This window comes from Gordonibacter sp. Marseille-P4307, from assembly GCF_900604965.1.
Classification (GTDB): Bacteria; Actinomycetota; Coriobacteriia; order Coriobacteriales; family Eggerthellaceae; genus Berryella.
Genome location: NZ_UWPD01000001.1, coordinates 704,741 through 729,127, shown reverse-complemented (window position 1 = coordinate 729,127; position 24,387 = coordinate 704,741). Strand labels below are relative to the sequence as shown.

Annotated in this window: 19 protein-coding genes; 9 read left to right on the top strand and 10 right to left on the bottom strand. The window is 61.2% G+C overall.

Going from position 1 to position 24,387, the window contains the following annotated elements:
• Position 1 precedes the first annotated feature (1 nt).
• From EIH26_RS03220 to EIH26_RS03210, 3 genes are all read right to left on the bottom strand, one after another.
• On the bottom strand, positions 2–4,627 hold the full coding sequence (locus EIH26_RS03220; protein ID WP_124060770.1) for a cell wall-binding repeat-containing protein: 4,626 nt from the start codon (positions 4,625–4,627) through the stop codon (positions 2–4).
• Positions 4,628–4,643: 16 nt separating this feature from the next.
• On the bottom strand, positions 4,644–6,527 hold the full coding sequence (locus EIH26_RS03215) for a hypothetical protein (protein ID WP_124060768.1): 1,884 nt from the start codon (positions 6,525–6,527) through the stop codon (positions 4,644–4,646).
• A gap of 246 nt (positions 6,528–6,773) precedes the next feature.
• Positions 6,774–7,262 (bottom strand): hypothetical protein, encoded by a 489-nt coding sequence (locus EIH26_RS03210; RefSeq protein ID WP_124060766.1) that lies wholly within the window; start codon positions 7,260–7,262, stop codon positions 6,774–6,776.
• A gap of 231 nt (positions 7,263–7,493) precedes the next feature.
• Between EIH26_RS03210 and EIH26_RS03205 the strand changes: the two genes are divergently transcribed.
• The 3 genes from EIH26_RS03205 (at position 7,494) to EIH26_RS03195 (ending at position 11,345) form a co-directional block, all read left to right on the top strand.
• Positions 7,494–7,919, top strand: a complete 426-nt coding sequence (locus tag EIH26_RS03205; protein ID WP_124060764.1) for a molybdopterin-binding protein — start codon at positions 7,494–7,496, stop codon at positions 7,917–7,919.
• Positions 7,920–8,083: 164 nt separating this feature from the next.
• Complete coding sequence (locus EIH26_RS03200) at positions 8,084–9,724, top strand: class I adenylate-forming enzyme family protein (RefSeq protein WP_124060762.1); 1,641 nt, start codon at positions 8,084–8,086, stop codon at positions 9,722–9,724.
• 52 nt (positions 9,725–9,776) lie between these two features.
• Positions 9,777–11,345, top strand: coding sequence for a cation:proton antiporter (locus EIH26_RS03195; RefSeq protein ID WP_124060760.1), 1,569 nt, complete (start codon positions 9,777–9,779; stop codon positions 11,343–11,345).
• 6 nt (positions 11,346–11,351) lie between these two features.
• On the opposite strand, the gene EIH26_RS03190 is transcribed toward EIH26_RS03195, so the two are convergent.
• On the bottom strand, positions 11,352–11,978 hold the full coding sequence (locus tag EIH26_RS03190; protein ID WP_124060758.1) for a TlpA disulfide reductase family protein: 627 nt from the start codon (positions 11,976–11,978) through the stop codon (positions 11,352–11,354).
• Between the two features lie 516 nt (positions 11,979–12,494).
• Here EIH26_RS03190 and EIH26_RS03185 point away from each other — a divergent pair.
• Positions 12,495–13,907: a sodium:alanine symporter family protein gene (locus tag EIH26_RS03185; RefSeq protein ID WP_124060756.1), complete on the top strand. Its 1,413-nt coding sequence runs from the start codon at positions 12,495–12,497 to the stop codon at positions 13,905–13,907.
• Entirely contained in the window at positions 13,891–14,505 is a 615-nt protein-coding gene (locus tag EIH26_RS03180; protein WP_206424663.1) for a GNAT family N-acetyltransferase, read from the top strand. Before EIH26_RS03185 ends, EIH26_RS03180 begins: the two co-directional genes overlap by 17 nt.
• Positions 14,506–14,510: 5 nt before the next feature.
• Here EIH26_RS03180 and EIH26_RS03175 read toward each other — a convergent pair whose 3' ends face one another.
• Positions 14,511–15,377: a glycoside hydrolase family 25 protein gene (locus tag EIH26_RS03175; RefSeq protein WP_241152741.1), complete on the bottom strand. Its 867-nt coding sequence runs from the start codon at positions 15,375–15,377 to the stop codon at positions 14,511–14,513.
• Between the two features lie 142 nt (positions 15,378–15,519).
• Here EIH26_RS03175 and queF point away from each other — a divergent pair, with 142 nt between their 5' ends.
• The 3 genes from queF to EIH26_RS03160 all read left to right on the top strand — a co-directional run bounded on the left by queF (position 15,520) and on the right by EIH26_RS03160 (position 17,535).
• A complete protein-coding gene (gene queF / locus EIH26_RS03170) occupies positions 15,520–16,017 on the top strand; it encodes a preQ(1) synthase (protein WP_124060752.1) in 498 nt (165 codons plus the stop codon).
• Positions 16,017–16,736, top strand: a complete 720-nt coding sequence (gene queC, locus EIH26_RS03165; RefSeq protein ID WP_124060751.1) for a 7-cyano-7-deazaguanine synthase QueC — start codon at positions 16,017–16,019, stop codon at positions 16,734–16,736. Before queF ends, queC begins: the two co-directional genes overlap by 1 nt.
• Before the next feature lie 85 nt (positions 16,737–16,821).
• Positions 16,822–17,535, top strand: coding sequence for a queuosine precursor transporter (locus tag EIH26_RS03160; RefSeq protein WP_124060749.1), 714 nt, complete (start codon positions 16,822–16,824; stop codon positions 17,533–17,535).
• 68 nt (positions 17,536–17,603) lie between these two features.
• On the opposite strand, the gene EIH26_RS03155 is transcribed toward EIH26_RS03160, so the two are convergent.
• The 4 genes from EIH26_RS03155 to EIH26_RS03140 form a co-directional block, all read right to left on the bottom strand.
• Positions 17,604–18,191, bottom strand: coding sequence for a hypothetical protein (locus tag EIH26_RS03155; protein ID WP_124060747.1), 588 nt, complete (start codon positions 18,189–18,191; stop codon positions 17,604–17,606).
• A gap of 30 nt (positions 18,192–18,221) precedes the next feature.
• Positions 18,222–19,094: a phosphoribosylaminoimidazolesuccinocarboxamide synthase gene (locus EIH26_RS03150; RefSeq protein ID WP_124060745.1), complete on the bottom strand. Its 873-nt coding sequence runs from the start codon at positions 19,092–19,094 to the stop codon at positions 18,222–18,224.
• A gap of 111 nt (positions 19,095–19,205) precedes the next feature.
• A complete protein-coding gene (locus tag EIH26_RS03145) occupies positions 19,206–20,690 on the bottom strand; it encodes a HAMP domain-containing sensor histidine kinase (protein WP_241152740.1) in 1,485 nt (494 codons plus the stop codon).
• Positions 20,691–20,738: 48 nt separating this feature from the next.
• Positions 20,739–21,455 (bottom strand): response regulator transcription factor, encoded by a 717-nt coding sequence (locus EIH26_RS03140; RefSeq protein WP_124060744.1) that lies wholly within the window; start codon positions 21,453–21,455, stop codon positions 20,739–20,741.
• A gap of 147 nt (positions 21,456–21,602) precedes the next feature.
• Between EIH26_RS03140 and EIH26_RS03135 the strand changes: the two genes are divergently transcribed.
• Positions 21,603–22,991: a twin-arginine translocation signal domain-containing protein gene (locus tag EIH26_RS03135; RefSeq protein ID WP_124060742.1), complete on the top strand. Its 1,389-nt coding sequence runs from the start codon at positions 21,603–21,605 to the stop codon at positions 22,989–22,991.
• 14 nt (positions 22,992–23,005) lie between these two features.
• Here the strand turns inward: EIH26_RS03135 and purB are convergent, their stop codons facing one another.
• Positions 23,006–24,355 (bottom strand): adenylosuccinate lyase, encoded by a 1,350-nt coding sequence (gene purB / locus EIH26_RS03130; protein ID WP_124060740.1) that lies wholly within the window; start codon positions 24,353–24,355, stop codon positions 23,006–23,008.
• Between the last annotated feature and the right edge of the window lie 32 nt (positions 24,356–24,387).

Below are 24,387 nucleotides of genomic sequence, written 5' to 3'. Positions count from 1 at the left end.
GTCAGCTCGTCGCCGCCTCAAGATCGGACTGAACCGACGAAGCAACGGCGGCCGTACCGCCAAAGATGTATCCGCGCGATATTTCAGCGCTGTGCAAGGCGACGAAGCGCTCGATGGCATAGGAATCATACCCCTCGTCGGCCAGGATCAGAACGGATCCGAACTTTCCGCATAAAGCGGCCCCGGTTAGCGCGTCGTAGTATCCCTTGGCCGTAGCGACGCCCATCCTGTTGGCCGACAGGCCCTCGGAGCAGGCCCAGGCAGCAAGCTCGACCGAGGTCTCGTAAGCCGACGGCCCGGCTTTTCGCACGACGTCGGAAATGCCCAGGACCCTGATCTGGTCCTCGACCCGCCCATCAACAGCGGCGGTACCGCCCGCGATCACCGCGCGCGTGAACCCGCCCTCCTTGATTGCCGCCAGCGTCGTGTCATCGAGAGCCCCGTTCCACGGGTTCGCTAGAAAAATAGGCGAACCCGTGGCATAGGCATAGGGAGCCGAGGATAGAGCATCGTGAAAGCCGCTGCTCGTGGCGACCACGAACGTGCGAGACGAAGACGCTCCCTGGGCGCTCGCACGAACTTCGCGCGAAATGGCATTGGCGGTCTCGACGGCGTCAGATCCAGCCACGCGATCGACGCGATCGACCCCCAGTGCCGTGATCCGAGACCCCACCCGATCGGAAACAGCCGCCTCACCACCGCAGATGATGGCACGATTCGGACGCAACCGCCTGATGACGGACGCAGTCTGCTCTGATAGATCATAGGTATCGGTCATGAGGATGGGGGCCTTGAAGACACCCGCAAGCGCACTTGCGGACAGCGCATCATGAAACCCATCTGCCCGTGCAATAATCACGGTATCGGCCGAATCGAACGCCTCGGTCGCGATCTCGTTCATCGTGTCGAGCGCGGTAGCTCCCGCCAAGCGCTTCCAGCCCTGGTCCTGGGGGCCATCGATTACGTCGATCTTCCACGATTGATTCGCAACCAGCGGCTCGAGAGCTCTGATGAGCCCTGTCGCCTTGACGCTCACCCGGGCTTTAACCCCGGTCGTACCCGCAAAGGCCTTGGTTGAAAACGTCGGCGCGACCGGGTCGACCGACAAGAACGTGACCGACGAGAGCTTCTCGTTCTTCGCAAACGCCGCTTCCTCGATCGAGGCAACCGAAGCGGGAATGGTAAGGTTTTCGATCGAGGTTTTCTCGAACGCCCCCTTCCCGATCACCTTGAGGCGAGAACCTTCGGCAAACGTCACCTTCGACAGACCGGATACCGGCCCGCCGGCAAGGTTGGCCGAGCAAAACGCATACGCGCCGACGGACTCTACGGATGCCGGAATCGAAACCGACGCGATCTTGCCCGCATCTTCGGGAACTTTGTTCACGTTAGACGACCCGAAAGCCCCCTCGGCGATAGACGTCACCGCATAGACGGTGCCCCCTCGTTCGACCTTGTCGGGGATAACCAGATCGAACGAATCCTTGGTGCCCCGGTACCGCAAGCCAGTGACCGAGGCTGTCTTGCTCGCCTCGTCGAAGGAGTAATCCAAAACGTAGGGATCTTCGGCTAGGATTTTGAACTCCCCGGATAGAGACCCGGTGAACTCGCTGTCGGGAAGCGCGGTTACCGTGAACGACGCCGTGCCGGGCTTGTCGTTGTTGCGGTACTCGATCGAATAGTCGGCTCCCTCTTCGAGCTTGGAGCCGGCGAAGCTGAGGCTGATGGGGCGGTACTGATCGACGCCCTCTTCGAACACAACGTCCCCGTCGCCCGCAACATCGGCCTGAGAGAGATCGTTTTTCGCAGGCGTGTCCACCACGCGGAAGCGCATAACCTCGTAGTTTCCGTAATTCCCTCCCGCAACGTAGCGCACGGTGACGTAGCCCACAGACGAGCCTCCCTTAACGCCGCTGTTCGTCGTAGCGTTGGTCTGCGTAGGGTCGTCGCCTACCTGAGCACCGTACAGCACCCTGTAATCGGTCCCCTCGACCAAATCGACCGAACCCTCGACCGTGGAACCCGTCAAAACGACGCCTTCGACCTTCGGAAGGATGGGATGCCCCGTATACTCGAAAGTTTTGAGCTTTTGTGGTTCGGTATTCGGATTGAGGGTGGAACTGAACCAATCGTAGGTGACACCGCCCGCCGAAACCTTGGTCGGCCGCGCGAAATTACCTCCCTTATCATCTTTGGGACACGAGATCTGGGCAACCTTGATGGGGAAGACCCCCTCTTTATTGGTGCCGACGAAATGGGTTGATGTGGCAGAGGCGCTGACGATGACCTTGTACTTCCCGGCTCGCTGCGCCTGCCCGTCCTTGACATGCTGGTCGTCGGGATCGAGCCTGAAGGTGTACTCGGACGGGTCGACCACCCCGCCCGCCGCGTTGAGCACGCGCACGCCGTTATCGGCCGGTTTCTGCCAAGCGGCATTGAACACCTTGGAATCGACTGTTACCGTGCAAACGGCAAGATCGCCCGCATCGATACCGTAGGAAACCTTGTTCGCCAGCGTGCCGGAGTAGTTCCCGATACCCTGAACCGTCGCTTCGTAGGGAGCGGAACCGCCAGATACCTCGACGGCCCCATCCTGAGGAACTACCAGATAGTCGACGTTTTGCCGCAAGACGGAACCATTTGCAGAAACCACCTTCACACGCGGGACCGACTCGATGCCCGTATAGCTGGCATTCGATTCGAGCGAAGCCGTCGCCGTCGAGATGTCAAGCGGATCCCAGTCTACGGCGGAGTTCAGAACCGGATACCAGGAGGGTGCCTTCACCCAGAAGGTCGTCCCGCCAGACGCGTCCATGTTCTCGTTGAGCCACGAAACGCTGTTCGCTCCCTGCGAATCGGACAGCTCGACGACGCCCTTCAACTCGTCGGACGTTGCAAAGCGGCAGTTCCACGATGTACCGCCCGAGGTCTCGGTATCACCCGGACCGTCGCCGTATACGAGTCTTCCCGTGGACACGCAACCCTGAAGGGCTAGGCAATCATGGACGATACCCGAATTATCCCCCACAAGCGCACGTTGGCGCATATTCTGCTGAGCCATAACGCTGCCCACGTTATAGCAGCCGTACATCTCGGGAAGCGGGGACGTGCGAACGCCCTCCTTGTCCATGAAATGCGTGAGGTTGCCCGCGATTCCCGAAGCAAAGTACCCCCCGCTCGTCGTATACTTCGGAGCCGCCCCGTTCTCCCCGAATTCGAATATACGGGCAGACACGACTTTGCCCGCGTTCGCGCAGTAGGTAACTTTCCCGCTCGATGATCCGACGATGCCCGCAGGGAAGGGCTTGTTCCAGCGAACCGCCGCGATCCAGGCATCTTCCCGATTCACGCAGCCGTTTATGGCGGTGTAGGATCCGGCCCGTCCGGCGATGCCGGCCGCAAAGGCGAAACCCTTCACCGAACCTGCGTTCGAACACCCGTCCACGACGATGGGGTCGGCTTGCCTCCCATCGTCGCTTGACACCTCGGAGTAGTTGCCGTTAAACGACAGAGAGGTAATGCGCGCGCGCTCGGATCCGACGATTCCCGCCACACCCGCTGCGCGCTCGGCGTCGATATCGCCCTCGTTGGAGCAACCATAGATGCTCGCGCGACTGTACCCGGCAATGCCGCCGACGTTCGACGACTGCGCATAACTTACCTGACCGAACCGATCGAGCCCGTTCTGGCTGGGCGTATGAACCCGCATCGAGCCCGCGTTGGAACAGCCGCGCACCTCTCCGTGCATCGAGGCGGCAGCGCTGTCCACCGAAGTGTCCACCTCACCGGCACTGCCGATCACACCGCCGATGTTAAGCGCAATGGATGCCTGATCGAGCTCGGCCAAAGGGGAACCGGTTTCGGACACCGAAAGCGAACCGGCATGCACGCATGAAACGACGTCGCCCAGCCCCTGGCCGACGAGACCGCCCACGTTCATGATAGGGAATTTCATCAGAGCGGTAGGAGAGACGCCGCTTGCGACTTCGATCGAAGCGCTGCTCGAGCACTTCGATACCGACCCTGCGGTCTTGCCGACGATCGCTCCCACATTGCGGATGAGGGAGCCGTCCTTGCCCACCGACACCTTCACGGACACGCTCGACGAAACGGCAAGGTTGGCAATCGAAGAAGCGGGGCCCGCTTCGCCGATCAAGCCAATGTTCTCGGTTGAAGAGCCGGCGTCGATAGTCGCGTCCATCACGGTGTGGCCGTCGCCGTCAAGCGCACCGTCGAACCGCGTACCATCGCGGCCTCCGAGAGGCTCGACGGGCGCGCCGAGAAAGTTCAGATTGGCGGCGAGGCGCACCGTTTTGCCCTCGAACGTTTGGGCAGGCGCATCCGCAGAATCGTGGCGCCCGTCTCCATTGGTATCGGCCTTACCGTTCACTAGCGCCGAAAGCGCCTTCCATTCCCCCGCATTCGTGATAACGAACGTGTCTGCCGAGGGGTCGGAAGTGTACCATCCGTACTGAGGGATCACGTTCGCGGCGAATCCCCACACTGCCGGGATGCAAACGGCGAGGGCAACCGCGGCCGCGACAGTCGCCGCAGCGCGCTTGCCTTTCCGCAAGCTTTTCGGGACGCGCTCGTCCTGACGCGCATGCCGACCTCGGGATTCCCTCATCTCCCTCAACTCCTCACTAAACCGCCCGCGCCCGGAAGCGCGGGGTTTGACGCCGATACCACCAACCCATGCGGGTGCATCCAATCACGAGAAACAAAGAGGCAGACGGCGCGATCCAGGCCCTCAAGGGATGCGCAGCCACCACATCGCTCACCGTTGAAGCGTCGGCATCCTCAAGGCTCACCTGGTAGACGCGGGAGACGGACCCACCTTGCGGTGCAGCCGATCCGGCGACGTCCCCTTGCGCATCGAAAGACCCCTCGGCAGCCTGCTTGGCAAGCTCATCGCCTCCGGCGGACTCGACCGTGGTGAGCGAAGACGATCCGCCTATACCCCGCACACCCGAACCGAGGTCAGACCCTGATCGTCCGTCAGGCGATCCGGACCCAGACGTTTCGCCGCCAGGGTTTTGGGAGCCGCCGCCTATGCCGGGACCCTTACCCGGCTCCGAAGGAGGAGCGCCTTTCAACACGACGTACAGCGTATTTATCCATTTGATCTGGTAAGACGTACTGCCGCCTGCAGGAGTCGAGCCAAACAGCAGGCGAAAGCGCGTTCCGATGTCGATCTTGGAATCGGGGTCGGTGCTGCCGCCTTTGCGCTCGTTGCTCTCGACTGCGATCATCGGCTCGACGGGGATCGCCCCGGAAAACCTCACATCCGAACCGAGATCGATGTTGGGGTAGTAGTAGCGCGTTCCCAAAACGAAATCGGCGGTGACCGGGCGGTTCTCTCCCACCGGCCAATCCCCGGTTCCGAATGCGAACGTTTTGATATCGCTCGGTTTGATCCCCGCGTTCACAAGCAGGCTTTCAAGGGGGACGCCCCGACCCGTCATCGTGTAGTAATCAGACGAGTTGAACGCGGTGTAGGTGGCGCGCATCGTGGCCAGCCCCTCCATGTCGGCAAGCGAGTAGGTCTTGTCTACAGCGAGAGCCTCGTCTCCGTAGACATCGTAGGGATGCTCCTCGTAATACGCCTTGATGGTGAACGTTTCCTGGGGATTGAACCCGTTGCGCTGAATCTCCCCCGGCTCTTTGCAGCGCACCGAAGTCACAGCCGAGACGACAGAGCCCGAAAACCCAGCGAGGGAGAGCACCTGAAGCCCCACGACCGTCGAGGATCGCGGACGGAACAAACCTGTCGTCGGATCAACTGCCCCAAGGCTCGCGTCGGTAAGCGACCACGAAAGATCTCCCAGGTCAGGTGCCTGAGATGAGAGAGAACCCTGGACGGTCGAGTAAGTGGTCGAAGAGCCAGAAGACGGATCGAATACATCTATTTCGGCATTGAACTGCGCTTTTGCTGTAGAGTACGATTCTTCCCACTCGTAGTTTTCGTTCGTCACATCTCGCCCGTCGGGGGATATGATGCGCAGCGCGGTCACGTAACGGGCATCGTCTTGGCCCTTGACCTCGATCTGAGCGGATGCCGTTATAGGCTGCCCTCCATCGGTGTTCGCGCTCACGCGCGCGCAGACGTATACCGTGCCGTTCTTCTTGGCGCTCACCACGCCCCCGTACACGGTGGCTATGGATGGATCGCTTGTAAACCACTCGACCGAAGGGTGGTTGCGCGACTCATCGCCCGTCGTCCAGTACATAAGGCTGTCCAGCTCGAGCGTTCCGCCCTTAGCGGTGATCTCCTTCACGGTATGGTTCGGGTTGAGCGCGGATCCAAGATCGGTATTGGTATTGCGCAAAACTATGACGACGTTGGCAACCTTGGGAGCCGGATCCTCAACCGGTTGCCCGCTTTCGCCGGATCCGGGCGAAAGCGTGCCTTGTTCGGCAAAGGAAAGGGAGATCGAAGAAAAGGCAAGCGCCCAGGCGATGACAAGGGAAACGGCACGTCGAAGCGCGATATGGGCCGACGAGCCTTCTTGAGCGCAACAGCGCATCGCACCTCTCTCCTTCAGCCGCGAAACGATCTGACCGTTAGCCCTATATTTATACTACTTTTAGAATATTTTTACAAAGAAACAATAGTATTTCACGATGCACGGAAGGCCGACAGGTCGTGACCGCATGCAAAAACGAAGCGGAATCGCGGGTCTCTGCGCAGCAGACGGACGCAGAAAAGAGTCCGAATCCGCGCGATCAATCGGGAGTCCCTATCGAACAGCGACAAGCGAGGCGGATCCCCATCAAAGCATATCGGGAGGGATCGCCCTTCCGATCGACTGCACCTCCAGCGGGGATGCGGACTGAAGCCACAAGATCATGAGGAAAACGATACCCGCCTGCATCGCCGCGCAGCACAGAAGCGCCGCTGAGAACGCAGCCTTGCTCGAACGCGAGCGATCGCGGTAGCGCTTGGGCAAAGAGAGGAAGACCACGAACAGGCACATGCCGGCAACGACCAGTTGGGCGACGATGAGGGCAAGCCGTATCTGAGCAGCGACCCACACGAGGTAGAGGGCAGCCCAAGCGAGGCAGAACGCAACGATCTCATTGCGCTGAGGAAGACCCACCTTGAAGTTCAAAGCCGACAGAACCACCATGAACACGGCCTGGATCACAGCGGCATAAAGGTAACCTTCCCTCCAAACGAATGGGAGGGCCGATGCCGCCCAGAGAAGGACCGCAATAGAAGACGAAACTCTATGAGAGACCGCCCCCATCTTGTCGAACATGCGCAACGCTCCCGTCAAAATAAGCAATACCTAATGGATTATATAACTCATCGGCATCATATTTCCTCCACAAAACAAAACAGGTGGTCAACATTGCCTGACAAAAGCGCCCGCACCGGATCGATTGCGGCATGATGGCAAAGACAGCCCGTATCCCCTCCGTACGAACGGCGGGGCGGGGCGCCACAGCACCACCCGGTGCCCGCCAACACCCAGGGAAAGGAAGCAGCCATGAGGATATCCGCACGAAACCAATTCGAAGGGACCGTTAAATCCGTCACCGACGGGGCAGTGAACAGCATCGTCGCCATCGAGGTAGGAAGCAGCGTCATCAAGGCGAACATCACCTCCGAAGCCGTCAAGGATCTCGGATTGGCGACCGGCGGCAAGGCCGTCGCCATCGTAAAGGCCACCAACGTCGTATTCGCCTCCGGTTCCGCGAAGATCGCAGGCATCTCGGCCCGCAACCAGATCGCCGGAAAGGTAGTATCCGTCACCGAGGGCGCCGTCAACAGCCATGTCGTCCTTGAAACCGTCGACGGCCTGCGAATCTGCGGATCCATAACCAACGAAGCCGTCGAGTCGCTCGGATTCGCCGTCGGTTCCGATGCCGTCGCCCTGATCAAATCGACCGATGTCATCGTCGGCGTCGAATAGCGCATCGCAAACCTCTTGCCCACCGCATCGATCCGGCAGATGCGGTGGGCTCTTTTTACGTCCGCACCCACGCATCTGCTCTCTTCGGGGGATGCCGCGCTATACTTGATCGCCGTAGCGGAAAGGAAAGCCGGAGGTGTCTTCGCGCGCCGGAAGGACCGAGCATGCCCATCACCCAGTACCTCATCGACAACGCCCGCACGAAGCCGAGCGATATCGCGCTGGTCGAGGTGAATCCCGAACGACGCGAAAGCCGAGGGGTGACGTGGCGCGAGTACGAACTGGTCGAGGCGAATCCTTCCAAGCGCTACCGACGCGAGATCTCGTGGTGCGAGTTCAACCAAAACGCGAACCGCTTCGCGAACCTGCTTGTCGATTCGGGAGTGAAGCGCGGCGACAAAGTGGGCATTCTCCTGATGAACTGCCTGGAATGGCTTCCCATATACTTCGGCATCCTGAAGGCCGGGGCCATCGTGGTCCCCATGAACTTCCGCTACACCGCCGACGAGATAAAGTACTGCCTTGATCTGGCCGACGTCTCGACCCTTATCCTGGGCCCCGAGTTCCTCGAGCGCGTCGAGGGGATCGTGGGCGATACCCCCCTTGTCGAGCGCTTCTTCTACGTCGGCGAAGCCTGCCCCTCGTGGGCTGAAAGCTACTTCAGCTGCATCTGGAGCCAACCCGCCTCCGAGCCGGACGTAAGCGTATCGGACGAGGACGAGGCGGCCATCTACTTCTCCAGCGGAACCACCGGGTTTCCCAAAGCGATACTCCACCTTCACCGGGGGCTCGTCCACGCCGCTAAGGTCGAGCGGCGTCATCACGCCCAGACGCCCGACGACGTGTTCCTCTGCATCCCCCCTCTGTACCACACGGGCGCCAAGATGCACTGGTTCGGAAGCCTGGCCTCGGGTTCGCGCGCGGTGCTTTTGCGCGGCGTGCGGCCCGATTGGATTCTGCAGACCGTCTCGGAAGAGCGCTGCACCATCGTATGGCTGCTGGTTCCCTGGGCGCAAGACATCCTGGACGCTTTGGACTGCGGAGACGTCGATATCGACGAGCTTTCCCTGGATCAGTGGCGCCTCATGCACATCGGGGCGCAGCCCGTGCCCCGCAGCCTCATCCGCCGCTGGACCGAGTATTTCCCCTCCCATCAGTACGACACGAACTACGGTCTGTCCGAAGGCATGGGTCCCGGCAGCGTTCATCTGGGGGTGAAAAACCTCGACCACCTGGGTGCCATCGGCGTGCCGGGATACGGCTGGGAAGCCGAGGTGCGTCGAGAGGACGGCACGCCCGTCGCCGCCGGCGCTCACGAAGCAGGCGAGCTGTGCCTGCGCGGCGACGGCGTGATGGTGTGCTACTACAAGAACCCCGAAGCAACCGCCGAGACGCTGCGCGACGGATGGCTGTACACAGGAGACATGGCCGAAGTGGACGAAGACGGCTTCATCTACCTGGTCGATCGAAAGAAGGACGTCATCATCTCGGGCGGCGAGAACATCTATCCCGTCCAGATCGAAGACTTCCTGCGCGGGCACGCCGCCGTCAAGGACGTCGCCGTCATCGGGCTTCCCGACGCGCGCCTGGGAGAAATCTCGTGCGCGGTGGTGGAAGCGAAGCCCGATTCCTATCTCACCGAGGACGACCTGCGAAAATTCTGCATCAGGCTGCCTCGGTACAAGCGCCCGCGCGCCTATATATTCGCCGATGTGCCGCGCAATCCCACGGGTAAGATCGAAAAGCCCGTTCTGCGCGATCGCTACGGGGCCGCGCGCCTCGTCGCACGGGAAAACGAGTCGTAGCCTTCCGCACCGACCGCACCCTCCGCACGCCGAAAACAACCGAGGATCTCTCATGGAATTCGACTTCGCATCGCTGCTCGTCATCGTGACCATCGGAGCGCTCTGCCCCGCATTCGCCGACCGCATTCCGGGAAAGATCATCCCCGAAACGGTGTTTCTCCTGGTGATCGGTGCGCTCTTGGGGCCCTACGGCCTCGATTTGTTCACCATCGATGAACCGGTGTCGCTCTTGTCCGAGCTAGGCATGGCGTTTTTGTTCCTGCTGGCCGGATACGAGATCAACCCCGATTCGCTCACCGGCTCCCAAGGACGGGCGGGACTTGCCACCTGGGCCGCGAGCTTCGCGTTCGCGCTGGTGTTCGGAGCCGCCCTACCCGCCGTCGGGTTCGGATCGCTTGCCAACGTCGCCCTAGCGATCGCGCTTACGACCACGGCCATCGGCACGCTCATGCCGATCCTCAAAGAGCGCGGGGTTTTGGGAACTGCGGTGGGAGACAGCATCATCAGTTACGGAACCTGGGGAGAAGTGGCGCCCATCATCGCCATCGTCATGCTGCTGTCGGCCCGCAGCGCCTGGAAAAGCGCCATCATCTTGCTGGGGCTGGCCATCCTGTGCGTGCTCATCGCACGGCACGCCGCCGGCGTACGCGAACGCGGCAGCCGCTTCTACCGATCGATCGAGGCAAAGGCCGACACCACGTCCCAAACGTTCGTCCGCCTCACCATCTGGCTGCTTATGCTGCTGGTCACCATTTCGGATGTCTTCGACCTCGATATCGTGCTGGGGGCGTTCGCGGCCGGATTCACCCTGCGCTCGATCATGCCCGATGGCGACCACGCGCTCGAGCACAAACTGGATGCGATCGGATTCGGATTCTTCATCCCGGTGTTCTTCGTGGTCTCAGGCGGGAAAATCGACGTTGCAAGCGTGTTCGCCCAGCCGGCCCTCCTGATCGCCCTTATCGTGGCGCTTGTCGTGATCAGGGCGATTCCTATCTTTGTCGCTACCAGCATTCACAGGGAGACGCGCGACATGCCCGCGCAGAACCGCGCGTCGGTCGCCATCTACTGCGCGACGGCGCTGCCCTTAATCGTAGCCGTCACCTCAATCGCCGTACGCGCCGGAGCCATGCCGCAGGACTTCGCCTCCACCTTCGTTGCCGCAGGAGCCATAACCGTGTTCCTCATGCCGCTGGTGGGACAGTTGGCCTACCAGGTGGTTGACGCCCAAACCGTCCACAAGATCAGCCGCGAGGCGGCCGGGGGCGAATCGGGTCGGTCTGCCGACGAGAAACGCAGGCTCGTCGATCTGGGAACGCGATTCAAGGTCGAACGCATGGTGTACTCGGACGCGCCCGCTCGCGACGTGGCGATCATCATGGCGGAATCCCTCGGGTTCGCCGAAGACGACCCGCGCATCGATGCGATAGCCGCTCGTATCGAAAGCATCCGTCGCTTGCGCGGAGACGAGGTGCGCGGCCTCAGCCTCACGGACCGAAGCCGCCTTCATCACGAAGAGATCCGCCGCATCCGAGAGGCCCGCAAGAAGGCACACCGCAAGTACCTCAAACACCGGGAGAAGCAGCGCGCCCTCGAAGAAAGGAAGAAGGGTCGAGCCTGATGCTCCCTACAGCGCCGCCTCGATCTGCTTGGCAAGATCGTCCCGACTCATCTCGCGGGCCCCTTTGTACCGAATCGTTGCGTCGGCACCGATAACAAGCGTCGCGGGAAGTCCGCTTACGTTGTACGTCTTGCTGCCCGCATGCTCGAGATCGTAATAGATCGGGAGCGTATAGCCCTCCTCTTTCACGTAGGCTTGCGCCGAATCCGTCTCTCCCGACGTGTCGGCCACGTTCAACATCACGAAGTTCACCCGATCGCCGTAGCGCTCGTACATCGACTGGAAGGCCTCCATTTCCCTCAGGCAGTACGGACACCAGGTGGCCCAAAAGTTCACAACGGTAGGTTTTCCGTTTCGGATGGCCGATAGGCTGGCCTTTCTTCCCTCGGCATCGAAAAGCGAAAAGTCCGCAGCCGCCTCGCCCACCCTGGTTCCACCCAAAGGATGCGACGGAGTTAAGGCGGATCCCTGGCCGATACCCGCGGTGTCGGGTGAGGTCCGTGCGCTCTGCACGTCTCCCGCTTTCGACGAAGCGAACAGGGCATTGTAGGCGAAAGCAGCCCCGCCCAGTAACACCGCCAGCGCAACGACAAGCACAGTAGCCCTCAAACCCCGATTCATCTGCTTCTCCATAAAGCAAGCTCCTTTCCCGCGGCGAATGATCGCCCCAGTTCAAGTGAACGTTAGAAATTCAAAAACGACATGAGCGCCGTCAGCCGACCCGTTATCATCAAAACGCCCATCACGACAAGGAACACGCCGCCCTGCATGAGAGGGCCAGACGTTCGCAATCTAGTCGCCTCTCCGATATGAAACGATGTATTCGCAGTTAGCGGGGGTGTTCAGGTGCGGATCGCTGTCCACGAAGAATCGAGAGGCCGTGCAGACGGGCATCTAGAAGGCTGAACGAGACGGGGATCCCGAACGGGTTGCCGACATCTTGGACGAATTTCTCGATTTCTCTCTTCATCGCCTGATCGAGCGAAAGCATTCTATGGTGATTGTGAGCAGCGGGCACCGCTGACCGCTTTCGGCACGCATCAGCACCAAGGGCACGGCGGGGGCAGTGCTAGTATGTTCCCTCGTCACCACATTCAACCGCCGCGTCGACACCGCCCGTCGGGCGCAGCAGGAACACGAAAGAGCCGTATGGAAATTCTGGAGTCGATCGACGCCCTCGTATGGGGGCCCGCCATGATCCTTCTGCTTTTGGGATCGCATCTGTTCCTCACCGTGCGCACCGGCTTCATCCAGCGCAAGCTTCCCCTGGCCGTGAGGATGTCGCTTGACAGCCACGGCGAGGGCGAGGGCGACATCAGCCACTTCGGGGCGCTGGCGACGGCGCTGGCGGCCACGGTCGGCACCGGATCGATCGTCGGCGTCGCAACCGCCATTCTCGCCGGTGGCCCCGGTGCCATTTTCTGGATGTGGATCACGGGCATCTTCGGCATCGCCACTAAATATTCCGAGGTGTTCATCTCCATCAGATACCGTGTGAAAGACGCCGACGGGAGCATGCTGGGCGGCGCCATGTACGCCTGGGAGCGGGCCTTCCGCAAAAACGGGAAGACGCCCCCGATCGCGCGCGCGTTCGCCGTGCTGTTCGCCGTGTTTGCCGCCATCGCCGCGCTGGGCATCGGCAACGCCGTCCAGTCCAACGCCATGACCGGCATCATCACCTCGCACACCGCGACCCCGGCCTTCGCCGTCGGCATCGTCATCGCCGTGCTTGCCGCGATCGTCATCATCGGCGGCGTGCAGTCCATCGCACGGGTCTGCGAATTCCTCGTCCCCGTCATGGCCGTCGGCTACGCGGGAGGATGCATCGCCATTCTGATAATGAACAGCGCCTTCATCATTCCCGCCCTCCAAGAGATCGTCCTGTGCGCCTTCACCCCCCGAGCCGCGTTCGGCGGCGCCGTCGGCAGCGGCGTCATGGTTGCGCTTCAATACGGTTGCGCGCGCGGCCTGTTCTCGAACGAAAGCGGCCTCGGCTCCGCACCCATCATCGCGGCGGCTGCGCAGAGCAAGAACCCCGCGCAGCAATCCCTGGTCGCCATGACCGGCGCGTTCTGGAGCACGGTGGTGATCTGTGCCCTGACGGGCATCGTCATCGTGTCGACCCTGCTAGCCAACCCCGAGCTGGTCGGTGCGGTCTCCTCGATCGAACACATCACCGGCACCCAGCTTGCCAGCCTCGTGTTCGAGAAGATCCCCTACATCGGCGCGCCCATCCTCGCGCTTGGCATCATCGCGTTCTCGTTTTCCACCATCATCGGCTGGTACTACTACGGAAACCGCGCCGTTGCCTACCTGTTCGGGCAAAAGGGCATCAAGGTCTACCAGATCATGTACGTTTTCGCAACGTTTTTGGGGGCGGTCGGCCTCGGAAACGTCGTGTGGACCATATCCGACATCACCAACGCCCTGATGGCAGTCCCCAATATCATCATCACGTTGGCGCTGTCCGGCATCGTTGCCCGAGAAACCAAGCACTACGTGTTCGACGGCAATCTGGATGAAGAGTCGCTGGAGACGATCCCTTTTGCCGAGCGCCGATAATCCGCACGCCGCCTATCCTCAAGCCTGCCGGGCAGATGCCTCCGCCATCAAGCGCCGTGCCGCCGCCCGCAGCCTGACGATTCGCCCCCTGTCGCCCGATATCCCGTCTGATCTGGAATCGACGCGAAGCATCTACAACCATGAAGTTGAACACGGTGTGGCCACCTTCGATATCGAACCGGTCGACGCCGCCGCATGGCGGGCATTCGCCCTGCGCCACAACCGCAACAACCACCCCCTCGTCGTTGCCGAATACGGCGGGGATGTGCTCGGGTTCGCATGCCTGTCGCCCTATCGGGACAAAGACGCTTTCAGCCCCACCGTCGAGCTATCCGTGTACGTGCACCCCGACGGGCGCGGTCGCGGAATCGGTGCGAAGCTTATGGGGCATTTGATACGGGCAGCGCAATCAGACGGGCGCACCCACCGCATCGTGTCGGTGATAACCGGCGGAAACGATGCCAGCGAACAGCTTCATCGGCGTTTCGGCTTCGAGTACCGCGGAACGCTGCACGAGGTCGGTTGCAAGTTCGGACGCTGGCTGGATATCAACCACTGGGAGCTGGACGTTTCCGAGCGGCTGCCCCTCCCGCGATAAACAGGCTAGAAAACCCTCGACATCTCGATGTTCAAATCCACCGATCCGGAAATCCCCTTGACGCTTCCCTTGTTGGTGTACTGCCAAACTTTGAAGTCGAGAATGGTGGTGGGAACCCCCGCATCGTACTCGGCCCACCACAGAGGATGCTCCATCACTCTAAGCAAGTCGTAGCGCCCCAAATCAGAAGCGTTGCCGTACACCATCGGACGGTACCCCGCCGCCTCGATGCGCTCGCAGAAAGCCAGCGCGATATCGCTTATCTGCTGACTGTCCAGATCGGCCGTGCGCGATACGCCCGTCCCCGCCGCACTGGTTTCGGAGTCGAACACCACGGGAAGCTGCAGCGGGCGACCCCCCAGTTGGTCGATAACCGCCTGGGCCTCTTCCCGCGCCTCTTCGACGCTGACGGCCTGGGAGAAATAGTACGCACCGCAATCCAAGCCGGCAGCACGGGCTCCTTGTAGGTTCGCTTCGAAGTTCTCGTCGATCATCATGACGCCCGTAGCCGTTCCGCGATACCCCAGGCGAATGTAGGCGAACTCGATACCGTCGTTGGCAACCGCGTTCCAATCCACCGCGCCCTGGTTGCTGGAAACATCGACACCCACACGGGAGAGGACCCGACCGTCTACCGTATAAGCCAGCCTGTCGTTAGTGCGTTCGAGGCCGGTCCAGCGATACTGGTTGCGCGGAAGCTCGGAGAGTCCTCCGGAACCCCCCTGCGCTGCAGAAGGCGAACTCGACAAGCAGCGCGCGGGACCGAACAGGGCAAGCAGAACCGCGATCGCCATGACGGCCGCAACGACAGGCCCCACGGGCGCCGTTCGGCGGCGCCTCGGACGCATGTTGCGTGAATCACGCGCCGGCATCAGGCTCCTTTCAGTCGGCACAGCCAGCGTAAAACGCCGCCTGCAAAGGTTTCATTATAAAGACGAGCTCCGCCGCCCACCCAGACCCCACACAGTATTGCTATAGTCGTAGCGCACAACACCCAAGGAGAAAGGCAGCCACGTGGCTTCAGAGAACCGAAAAAGCGAAGGCCTTACCCTGCTGGGAAACCAGGGCACCGTCTATTCGCCCGACTACGACCCCACCGTCTTGGAAACGTTCGAGAACAAGCATACCGACCGCGACTACATGGTCACGTTCCGCTGTCCCGAGTTCACCACGCTGTGCCCCATCACCGGACAGCCCGACTTCGCCACGCTCTACATCAACTACATCCCCCACGTGAAAATGGTCGAAAGCAAGTCGCTAAAACTGTACCTGTTCTCGTTTCGCAACCACGGCGACTTCCACGAAGACGTCACCAACGTCATTCTGAACGACTTGGCAAAGCTGATGGAACCCAAGTACATCGAAGTGCGCGGGATGTTCTACCCACGCGGGGGAATTTCAATCTATCCCTTTGCAAACTGGGCAAATCCTGATTTTGGATACGAGCGTACGGCGAAGGCCCGCATGTTCGAGCAGCTTTCCGACCTCGATGCGGGAGATGGTGCGCGCTAATGGATAGTCCCGCTTTGCCCGTAGCCTCATGCGCCGTCATCCTCTCGAGCGGGGGCATCGACTCCACAACCTGCCTGGCGTTGGCCGTAAAGCGCTTCGGCGCCGAAAACGTGACGGCGCTGGGTGTAAGCTACGGGCAAAAACACGTCCGGGAGCTCGAGAGCGCACAAGCGGTTGCCAAGCATTACCAGGTTGCGCAGCATATGCTGGATCTCTCCAACGCACTTGCGGCGTCAACCAACGCGCTTATGGCCCGCAGCTCCCATCCCATCGAGCACGAAAGCTACGGCCAACAGATCCAAGGGCGCGAAGAGGGACCCGTCAGCACGTACGTTCCGTTCCGCAACGGGCTCATGCTCTCTGCCGCCGCGGCATTCGCCCTGTCCATCTATCCCGATCGACGCGTGCTCCTCTATCTGGGAGCCCACGCCGACGATGCGGCCGGAAGCGCCTACCCGGACTGCTCCGCCGAATTCGTCGGCACCATGGGTCGCGCGATCGAGCTGGGAACCTACGGGCTTGTCTCGCTCGAGGCGCCGTTTGTCCACGTCAACAAGGCAGCCGTGGTCAAGTGCGGCCTCGATATGCAAGTGCCCTACCATCTCACCTGGTCGTGCTACGAGGGAAGCTCGAAGCCCTGTGGAACATGCGGAACCTGCATTGACCGCATCGCGGCTTTTCGAGCCAACGGTATAGACGATCCGCTGGAATACGCCTAGAATAGGCACCCGCGCCCGAATGGCGCGTTCCCGCTTCGACGGGGGTTGTTCGCGAAATCCAACCATAAAAAACTAAGGATGACACATGAAGAGAACGAATCGCAACCTCATGCTGTGCGCCATGGTGTTCGCCGTGTCGCTGGTGGTCTCGAACATGGTGACCGCCAAAACCGTCCAAACCGGTATTCCCCTGTTCGGAAGCACCATCGCCGTCCCCGGCGCCGCGCTGTGCTACGCCATCACCTACCTCATGACCGACGTGATCGGAGAGATCTGGGGCCGCAAGGAGGCCCAGACGATCGTATGGGGCGGCTTCGCCTGCCAGCTGATCGCCCTCGTTCTCATACTTATCACGCAAGCCCTCCCCGCCGTGAACCCCGATATGCAGTCGGCCTACGACATGCTGCTGGGTCAAAACGCCGTGTTCGTCGTCGGCAGCATGACCGCGTATCTGCTATCCCAGTCATGGGATGTTCAAGTGTTCCACCGACTACGCAACCGTTTCATGACCAAAGACGAAGCCACAGCTCCTAAAAAGCGCTGGATCTGGAACAATGCTTCGACAATGACTTCGCAGATCATCGATACGGTGGTGTTCATCGGAATCAGCTTCGGATTCGGTTTCGGATGGCTGTTCGATTCCTCCATGCTCCCCACGCTGGGAGCCATGATGGTGGGCCAGTATATCCTCAAGTTCGCGATGGCCGCGCTCGATACGCCCCTCTTCTACTTCCTCACGCGGAAAAGCCACGCGAAGGCCCAGATCGGAAACGAGGCGTCGGCCTTCGACGCCGCCTAGGAAAAAAGTCCGGGCCGCCTCGACCAAAGGCAACCGGGACTCTTCGCAACCTTGTCCGCGTTTTTTCGCTATCGTTTGAACAGCTTTGAAAACACGCCCTTTCCCCGGGGCTCCTCGCCTGCCGCACCCTCGGGATTCTCTTTCGCCTCCGATTCGAGGGCGCGCTGTTCAGCGCGGGCGCGTTTCTGCTCAGCTCGGACGGCCTTCGACTTGTTCTTCGCAACCTGGGCGGCGTACTGTTTGCGCAGCTTGCGGGTTTTCCCGAAATCGATGTAGAGAGCGAACAGGATCAGGGCGTATCCCACGACCAAAAACACCGTCGAGACGGTCTCGAGGCCCGAAACGGCAGAAAGGGCGAACGACAGAACCGTGCAGGCAACGGCCGCCACCAGCACGATCCACCAGGTGCGACGGAGCCGCCTGTACTCTTCGGTGGGCACGTTGTACAGATCCCGCTGGGCCCGATAGCGCTTCTCATCGGCCTTGCGTTCGCGTTCGCGCTGCTCGGCGCGCTTCTCCTTCTTCGTTTTCTGGGGTGCCGAACGCACCGTCGCTGCGCGTTTGGCCGCCGGCTTGGCCGATGCGGCGCTTTTGCGCGTTTTTCCCATCCTGTCTTCAGTGGTGTAACGCTCGTTGAGAGGGTTGCGCTGACTCATGCTCGAACTGCTCCTTGAATTGCTGCGTGCTTAGTACGTAAACGGACGACCGGTGATCTTCTCGTAGGCCTGCACGTACTTCTCGGCGGTTTTCTCGATGACGTCCTGCGGAAGATGGGGAGGGGTGCCCTGACGGTCCCAATGAGCGCTCAGCCAATCGCGCACGAACTGCTTGTCGAAACTGGGCTGGTCTTTGCCCTCTTCGTACGCATCGCCGGGCCAGAAACGAGAGGAATCGGGAGTGAGCACCTCGTCGGCCAGAACGATCTTGCCGCCGACGCGTCCGAACTCGAACTTGGTATCCGCAATGATGATGCCGTTTTCAGCCGCGTGGTCGCGGGCGGCGGTATACACCTCAAGCGACAGATCGCGCAGAGCAGCCGCATCCTGCTCGCCCATCAGCTGGGCGGTGCGCTCGAAGCTAATGTTCTCGTCGTGGCCCCCCACTTCGGCCTTGGTCGAGGGCGTGTAGATGGGTTCGACCAGCTTGGACGAATTCACCAGGCCCGCAGGCAGCGATATCCCGCACACGGTCCCCCGGTCGTCGTACTCTTTCAATCCGCTGCCGGCCAAGTATCCGCGCACGATGCACTCGACGGGAAACATCTCGGCCTTTTTCACCAACATGAAGCGTCCACGCAGGTAGTCGGCATAGGGTTTGAAGCGCTCGGGCAGATCGGCCACGTCAGACGATATGAGATGATTCTCCACCACGCCGGCAAGCAGCTCGAACCAAAAGCACGACAGCTGCGTGAGCACGATGCCCTTGCCGGGAATCTCGTCGGGAAGGATGTAGTCGAACGCCGAGATGCGGTCGGTTGCCACCAATAGCAGCTTGTCGCCCAGATCGTACAGATCCCTCACTTTGCCCTGAGCATCGGGCTTGATGTCGATTACGCTCACAGTCGCTCGCTTCCCTTCGCGCTTGCCCACCAACAGACAAGCGCCATTATCCCGCATGATCCGCGGCGCAGTCACGTCATCGGCATCTTTTCCCGTCAAAAAGCGAGGAAGCTAGCGCTTGCGCGCCTGTCTCTGCTTGGATCGCTCGTCGTACAGCGGAAGATACAGGGTGAAGCGAGCCCCGACGCCCTTCTCGCCCTCGACCCCCACGCGACCGTGATGACGCTCGACGATCTCCTTGACTACCGACAACCCGATGCCCAAGCCCCCGCTTTCGCGGTTGCGGTGCTCGTCGGCGCGCCAGAACCGATCGAACACCATCTTCGCTTCCTCGGGAGACAAACCCACGCCCGTATCGGATACGGAAATGGCGGCCATGCCCCCTTCGCGTTTGACGCTCACGGTGATGGTGCCCTCAGGGGTGTAGCGCACGGCATTGGAAACGAGGTTCGCCGTGGCCTGGCGGATCATATCGGGATCCCCCATAACGCACACGCCCGGATCGGCATCGTATACCAACGTCAAGCCGGACTCGCGCACGTACGAATCGTGTGTAGTCACGATCGCGGCGATCAGCTCGCCCACATCGACCAGCTCTTCTTTCAGCGGCATCGAGCGGTTCTCGAGACGCGAGAGCTTAAGCAGGGAATCGACCAGGCGGCTTAACCGCTGAACCTCGGAGTTCACGATGTCGAGATGCTCTTCATCGGCGGGATACACGCCATCGACCATCGCCTCGACCGTAGACTGAATCGCCATGAGCGGCGTGCGCAACTCATGCGCCACATCGGTGGTCAGGCGGCACTCGAGCTGCCTATCGCGTTCGACGGATTCGGCCATCGCGTCAAAAGTTTTGGCCAGCTCGGCAACCTCGTCGTCGCCGGTCAGTCCCGTGCGAGCCGACAGGTTGCCTTCCTTCATGGCCATGGCGGTATCGGTCATGCGCTTGATGGGGCGCACGAGGTTGCGGGCGAACAGGTACCCGATAAGCGACGCGAGAATGATGGCGATAACGGTAGCCCAGATCATAGCCTGATACGACCGGTCTCGGAATTCGCGGTCGGCCTCGCGCAGCAGCGTGTCGGACCCCTCGACCCATACGCGCACCGATCCGATGGCCTGGTTGGAAACGACGATAGGAGAACGCGCGGTGTTGCCCGTGCCGTGCTTGGGGGCCAGCGAAGGCAGCTCGACGTTGCCGCCGTCTCCGTCAACCGCCTGGATGACGGTGGAGTCGTACACCACCTTGCCATCGGCATCGACCACCTGCACGCCCATACCCCGATACACGCTTGCCGCGTAATCGGCCGGAGCTATCGACGAGGAATTGTACGACCCGTACTGGGCGTAGCGCAACGCGATCTGCTCGGCGGTGGACTCGGCCAGCGCCTGCATGTTGTCGCGCGTGTACATCTGGAAGTACTGCTCCCACACAAACGACACCACCCCGATGGCGATGAGCGCCGTCATCGCTGCGATCAAGGCGAAGTAAACCGTCATGCGGGTCGTGTAGGTGAGGCGCGCCAGCGTGGCGAAGCGCTTCCCCTTCGACGGCTCGCGCGACGGCGATTCCTGTTGCTGGGTGGTATCGGACACGTCTATTCCTTACGAGGCCCCCTGCGCGGACCTCCTGCTAATCGGGCGCTATTCGTCTGAGGGGACGGCCGTAGGATCCTCAAAGCGGTAGCCCACCCCATGGACGGTGTGCAGCCACTTGGGATGGCGCGGGTTGTCGCCGATCTTGGCGCGCAGGTTCTTCACGTGGCTGTCGATGGTGCGCTCGTACCCTTCGAAGTCGTACCCCAGCACCTTCTCAACCAGCTCCATGCGCGAATAAACGCGCCCCGGATAGCGGGACAGCGTGGTGAGCAGCTTGAACTCGCTGGCGGTGAGATCGACCTCGCTGCCCAGAACCAGCACCTTGTGACCCGATACGTCGATGGTAAGGTCGCCGAACTCGAGAACCTCGCGCTGGGGCTCGGAATCGGCATGAACGCGGCGCAGCAGCGCACGAGCGCGCGCAACCAGCTCGCGGGGGCTGAACGGCTTGATAAGGTAGTCATCCGCACCAAGTTCGAGGCCGATGATGCGATCCTCGACTTCGCCCTTTGCGGTCAGCATGATGATAGGCACGTCGGAGTTGTCGCGAATGGCACGGCAGACGCGCTCACCGGGAACACGGGGAAGCATGAGGTCGAGAATAACCAGGTCGAAATGATGCTTTCCGAACTCATCGAGGGCTTCCTGACCATCGCCCACCGCGGTAACCCAGTAGTTCTCGCGCTCGAGATACGCGGTCACCGCATCGCGGATAGCTTTTTCATCTTCGACCAGAAGAATGCGACGTGTTTCGTTGCTCACAGCAAGATCACCTCATCCTCATATAGGAAAAGAAGCCGGCGCAGCGCACCGAAACGAGCTCGAACGACGCGCTGCATTTGGGGTTATTGTAACAATTCCCAGCTAAACGGCGCAGAGCGTGCTTTAAATGACAAAATCAACAATACGATGAGCAGCTTCAGCAGAAACAACGGCACGCACACCCACCGTTCCGTCCGTGCGGCGGGACGGCCGCGTGCGCGCGTCCGCAGCCAACGCGGAAACCATCTGAACCCCCCCGGTGCCGCACGCCGCCCGCGCGGCACCGCAGCCGACGACGGGCAGACGCTCCTATCGCGCAGGAAATTCCTCTACGGAGCAGCCGGCGTAGGGGCTATCGCCCTGGTGGCAGGCGGTATCAAAGTCGCTACGTCCAATTCCGAGAAGAAGAGCCGGCAGATCGCGTCGCTCAACGTGCCGGAAGGCTCCGTGAAGACGCTTGACAACTTCGAGCTGGTCGAAGACCACAGTGCTCACCTGCGCCAAATCGGCTCGTTCGACCTGCCGTTAGGATCGCTCGTCTTCGCCAGCGACGATGCCGTGGCCGCATGCCTCGTTCCCTCCGACACGGGAAGTCCCCTTGCGCGCGTGGGCATCGTCGAAATAGGCAAGGCGGGTGGACCGGTTACGGTGATCGAGAAGCCGGTGGGGCTCTCCGAGCATTTCGAGATATACGATGTGCGGGCCTCTTCTGCGGGAATCGTCTGGACCGAAGCGAACATCCTCGACGGCACCTGGCGCATCTACACGGCTTCGCTTGCCGGAACCAAGGCGGGATCGCCCGTCTTGGCGGCCTCGGGTGACGCATCCACCGACACCCCGACGCTCGCTGCATCCGAATCGTTCGCGTTCTGGCTGGTGAATCCCAAAGCCGTGGACAAGGTCGTGAAAGGCTCCTGCGCGCTGTACGCCTGCTCGTTCGGGTCTGACGACCCCGAGAAGATCCATACCGCGCACAAGAACGCCGCCACGCCTCTGTACGCAGCCGCGAACGGCGTATCGTTTGCGGCCCGTTCGGCTGAAAACCCGACCCACTTCGAGCTGCTGTACTTCGGGGCCGCCTCGCGCGAACGTGAAGACTCCGTCGTCCTTCCCGCCGGCATGACGCCCCTTTCCGTGGCTTACGGACCCCAGGGCTTCTCGTTCTCGCTCGAGCGAATCTACAATTCGGGCGAAGGGCTATCCCAAATGGGAACCTACTGCCCAATGAGCGATACGCGCAAAGGCGACTACGATGCGGCTTTATGGTTCCGATTCGGACGAACCCCCTCCGCTCCTCCGTGCTGGTGCGGCAAACTGCTTGTAGTGAAGTCTACCTACGCCGTTGCGCTGGTCGACCTGGAAAGCGGAACGTACTTCACCATCGACGTTGACGACGGAGCGGATACCTACGGCGAGTACACCGCCACCACGGGCGCACATTCCAAGCTGGTCACATTTACCAGCGTTGACTACAAACCCGTAAACGAAGAGAGAACCCAGGTCTGCCGCGTGAAGATATGGAGTCCGGCGAACTGATCGGAAGGCCTTCCCTACGCCTCGAAGCTCAGATCGTTCAGGCGGGCGAAGATGGCGTCTTTGCGCGTCAGGAATGCACGAGGGTCGAAAATGGCATCCAGCTGGTCAGACGTGAGGCGCGCATCGGGGTCGGCCTCGAGGCGCTGACGATACGTGGGGCCGTCCACCGCATTCTGGATATCCTCCCACACCGCCATGGCGTTTCGTTGGACGATAACGTAAGCGTCCTCGCGCGTGATGCCCGTCTGAACCAGGGCCAGCAGCACTTTGGACGAGAAGATGAGCCCGCGCGTGCGCCACAGGTTGTGCTCCATCTTGGCGGGGTAGGTGAACAGACCGTCCAAAAGGGGTTGCATCTTGCCGAACATATAGTCGAGCGCGATGAAGCTATCGGCCAGCGCCACGCGCTCGGCACCCGAATGGCTGATGTCCCGCTCGTACCACAGCGCCACGTTATCAAGCGCCACCTGGGCGTTGGCCTTCACGATACGCGAGAGGCCGCACACGCGCTCGACCGTGATGGGGTTGCGCTTATGGGGCATGGCCGACGAGCCCTTCTGACCCTTCTTGAACGGCTCTTCGGCCTCGATCACGTCGGACTGCTGCAAAAGGCGGATCTGGGTGGCGATGGCCTCCAGCTCGGCGGCCACCACGGCCAGGGCGCACATCGTCTGAGCGTGGCGATCGCGCGCGATTACCTGGGTGGATAGGGGATCGGGGGTCAGCCCCAGCTTCTCGCACACATACCGTTCGACAAACGGATCGATGTTGGAGTACGACCCCACGGCGCCCGAAATGGCACCGCAGGCCACCATGGCCCGAGCCTGCAGCATGCGCTCTTCGGCGCGCTTGAGCATCCAGGCCCAGCTTCCGAATTTCATACCGAAGGTCATCGGCTCGGCGTGAATGCCGTGCGTGCGCCCGACGCACAGCGTGTCCTCGAACTCGAACGCCCGGCGGCGGCACGTCTCGCCCAGCCGGCGAATGTCGGCAAGGATGATGTCGCACGCTTGCACGATCTGGTAGCAAAGGGCGGTATCACCCAGATCCGACGAGGTCATTCCGTAGTGAACCCAGCGACTGGGCGGCTCCGACCCCTCGGGGACGTCCGCGTCGATGTACTCGGCCATATTGGTGAGAAACGCGATGACGTCGTGATTCGTAACCTTCTCGATCTCGTCGACGCGCTCGACCGTGAAGTTCGCGTGATCGCGAATCCAGGCAGCTTCTTCCTTCGTGATACCCGCCGCTCCCAACTCGGCCTGCGCTTCGCACGCCAGAATCTCGATTTCCTTCCAGATCTCGAACTTGTTCTGGGTCTCCCAGATAGCCCCCATCTCAGAACGGGTGTAACGGCCGATCATGTTGTTCCTTCCTGTCGAAATTCACCTTGGCG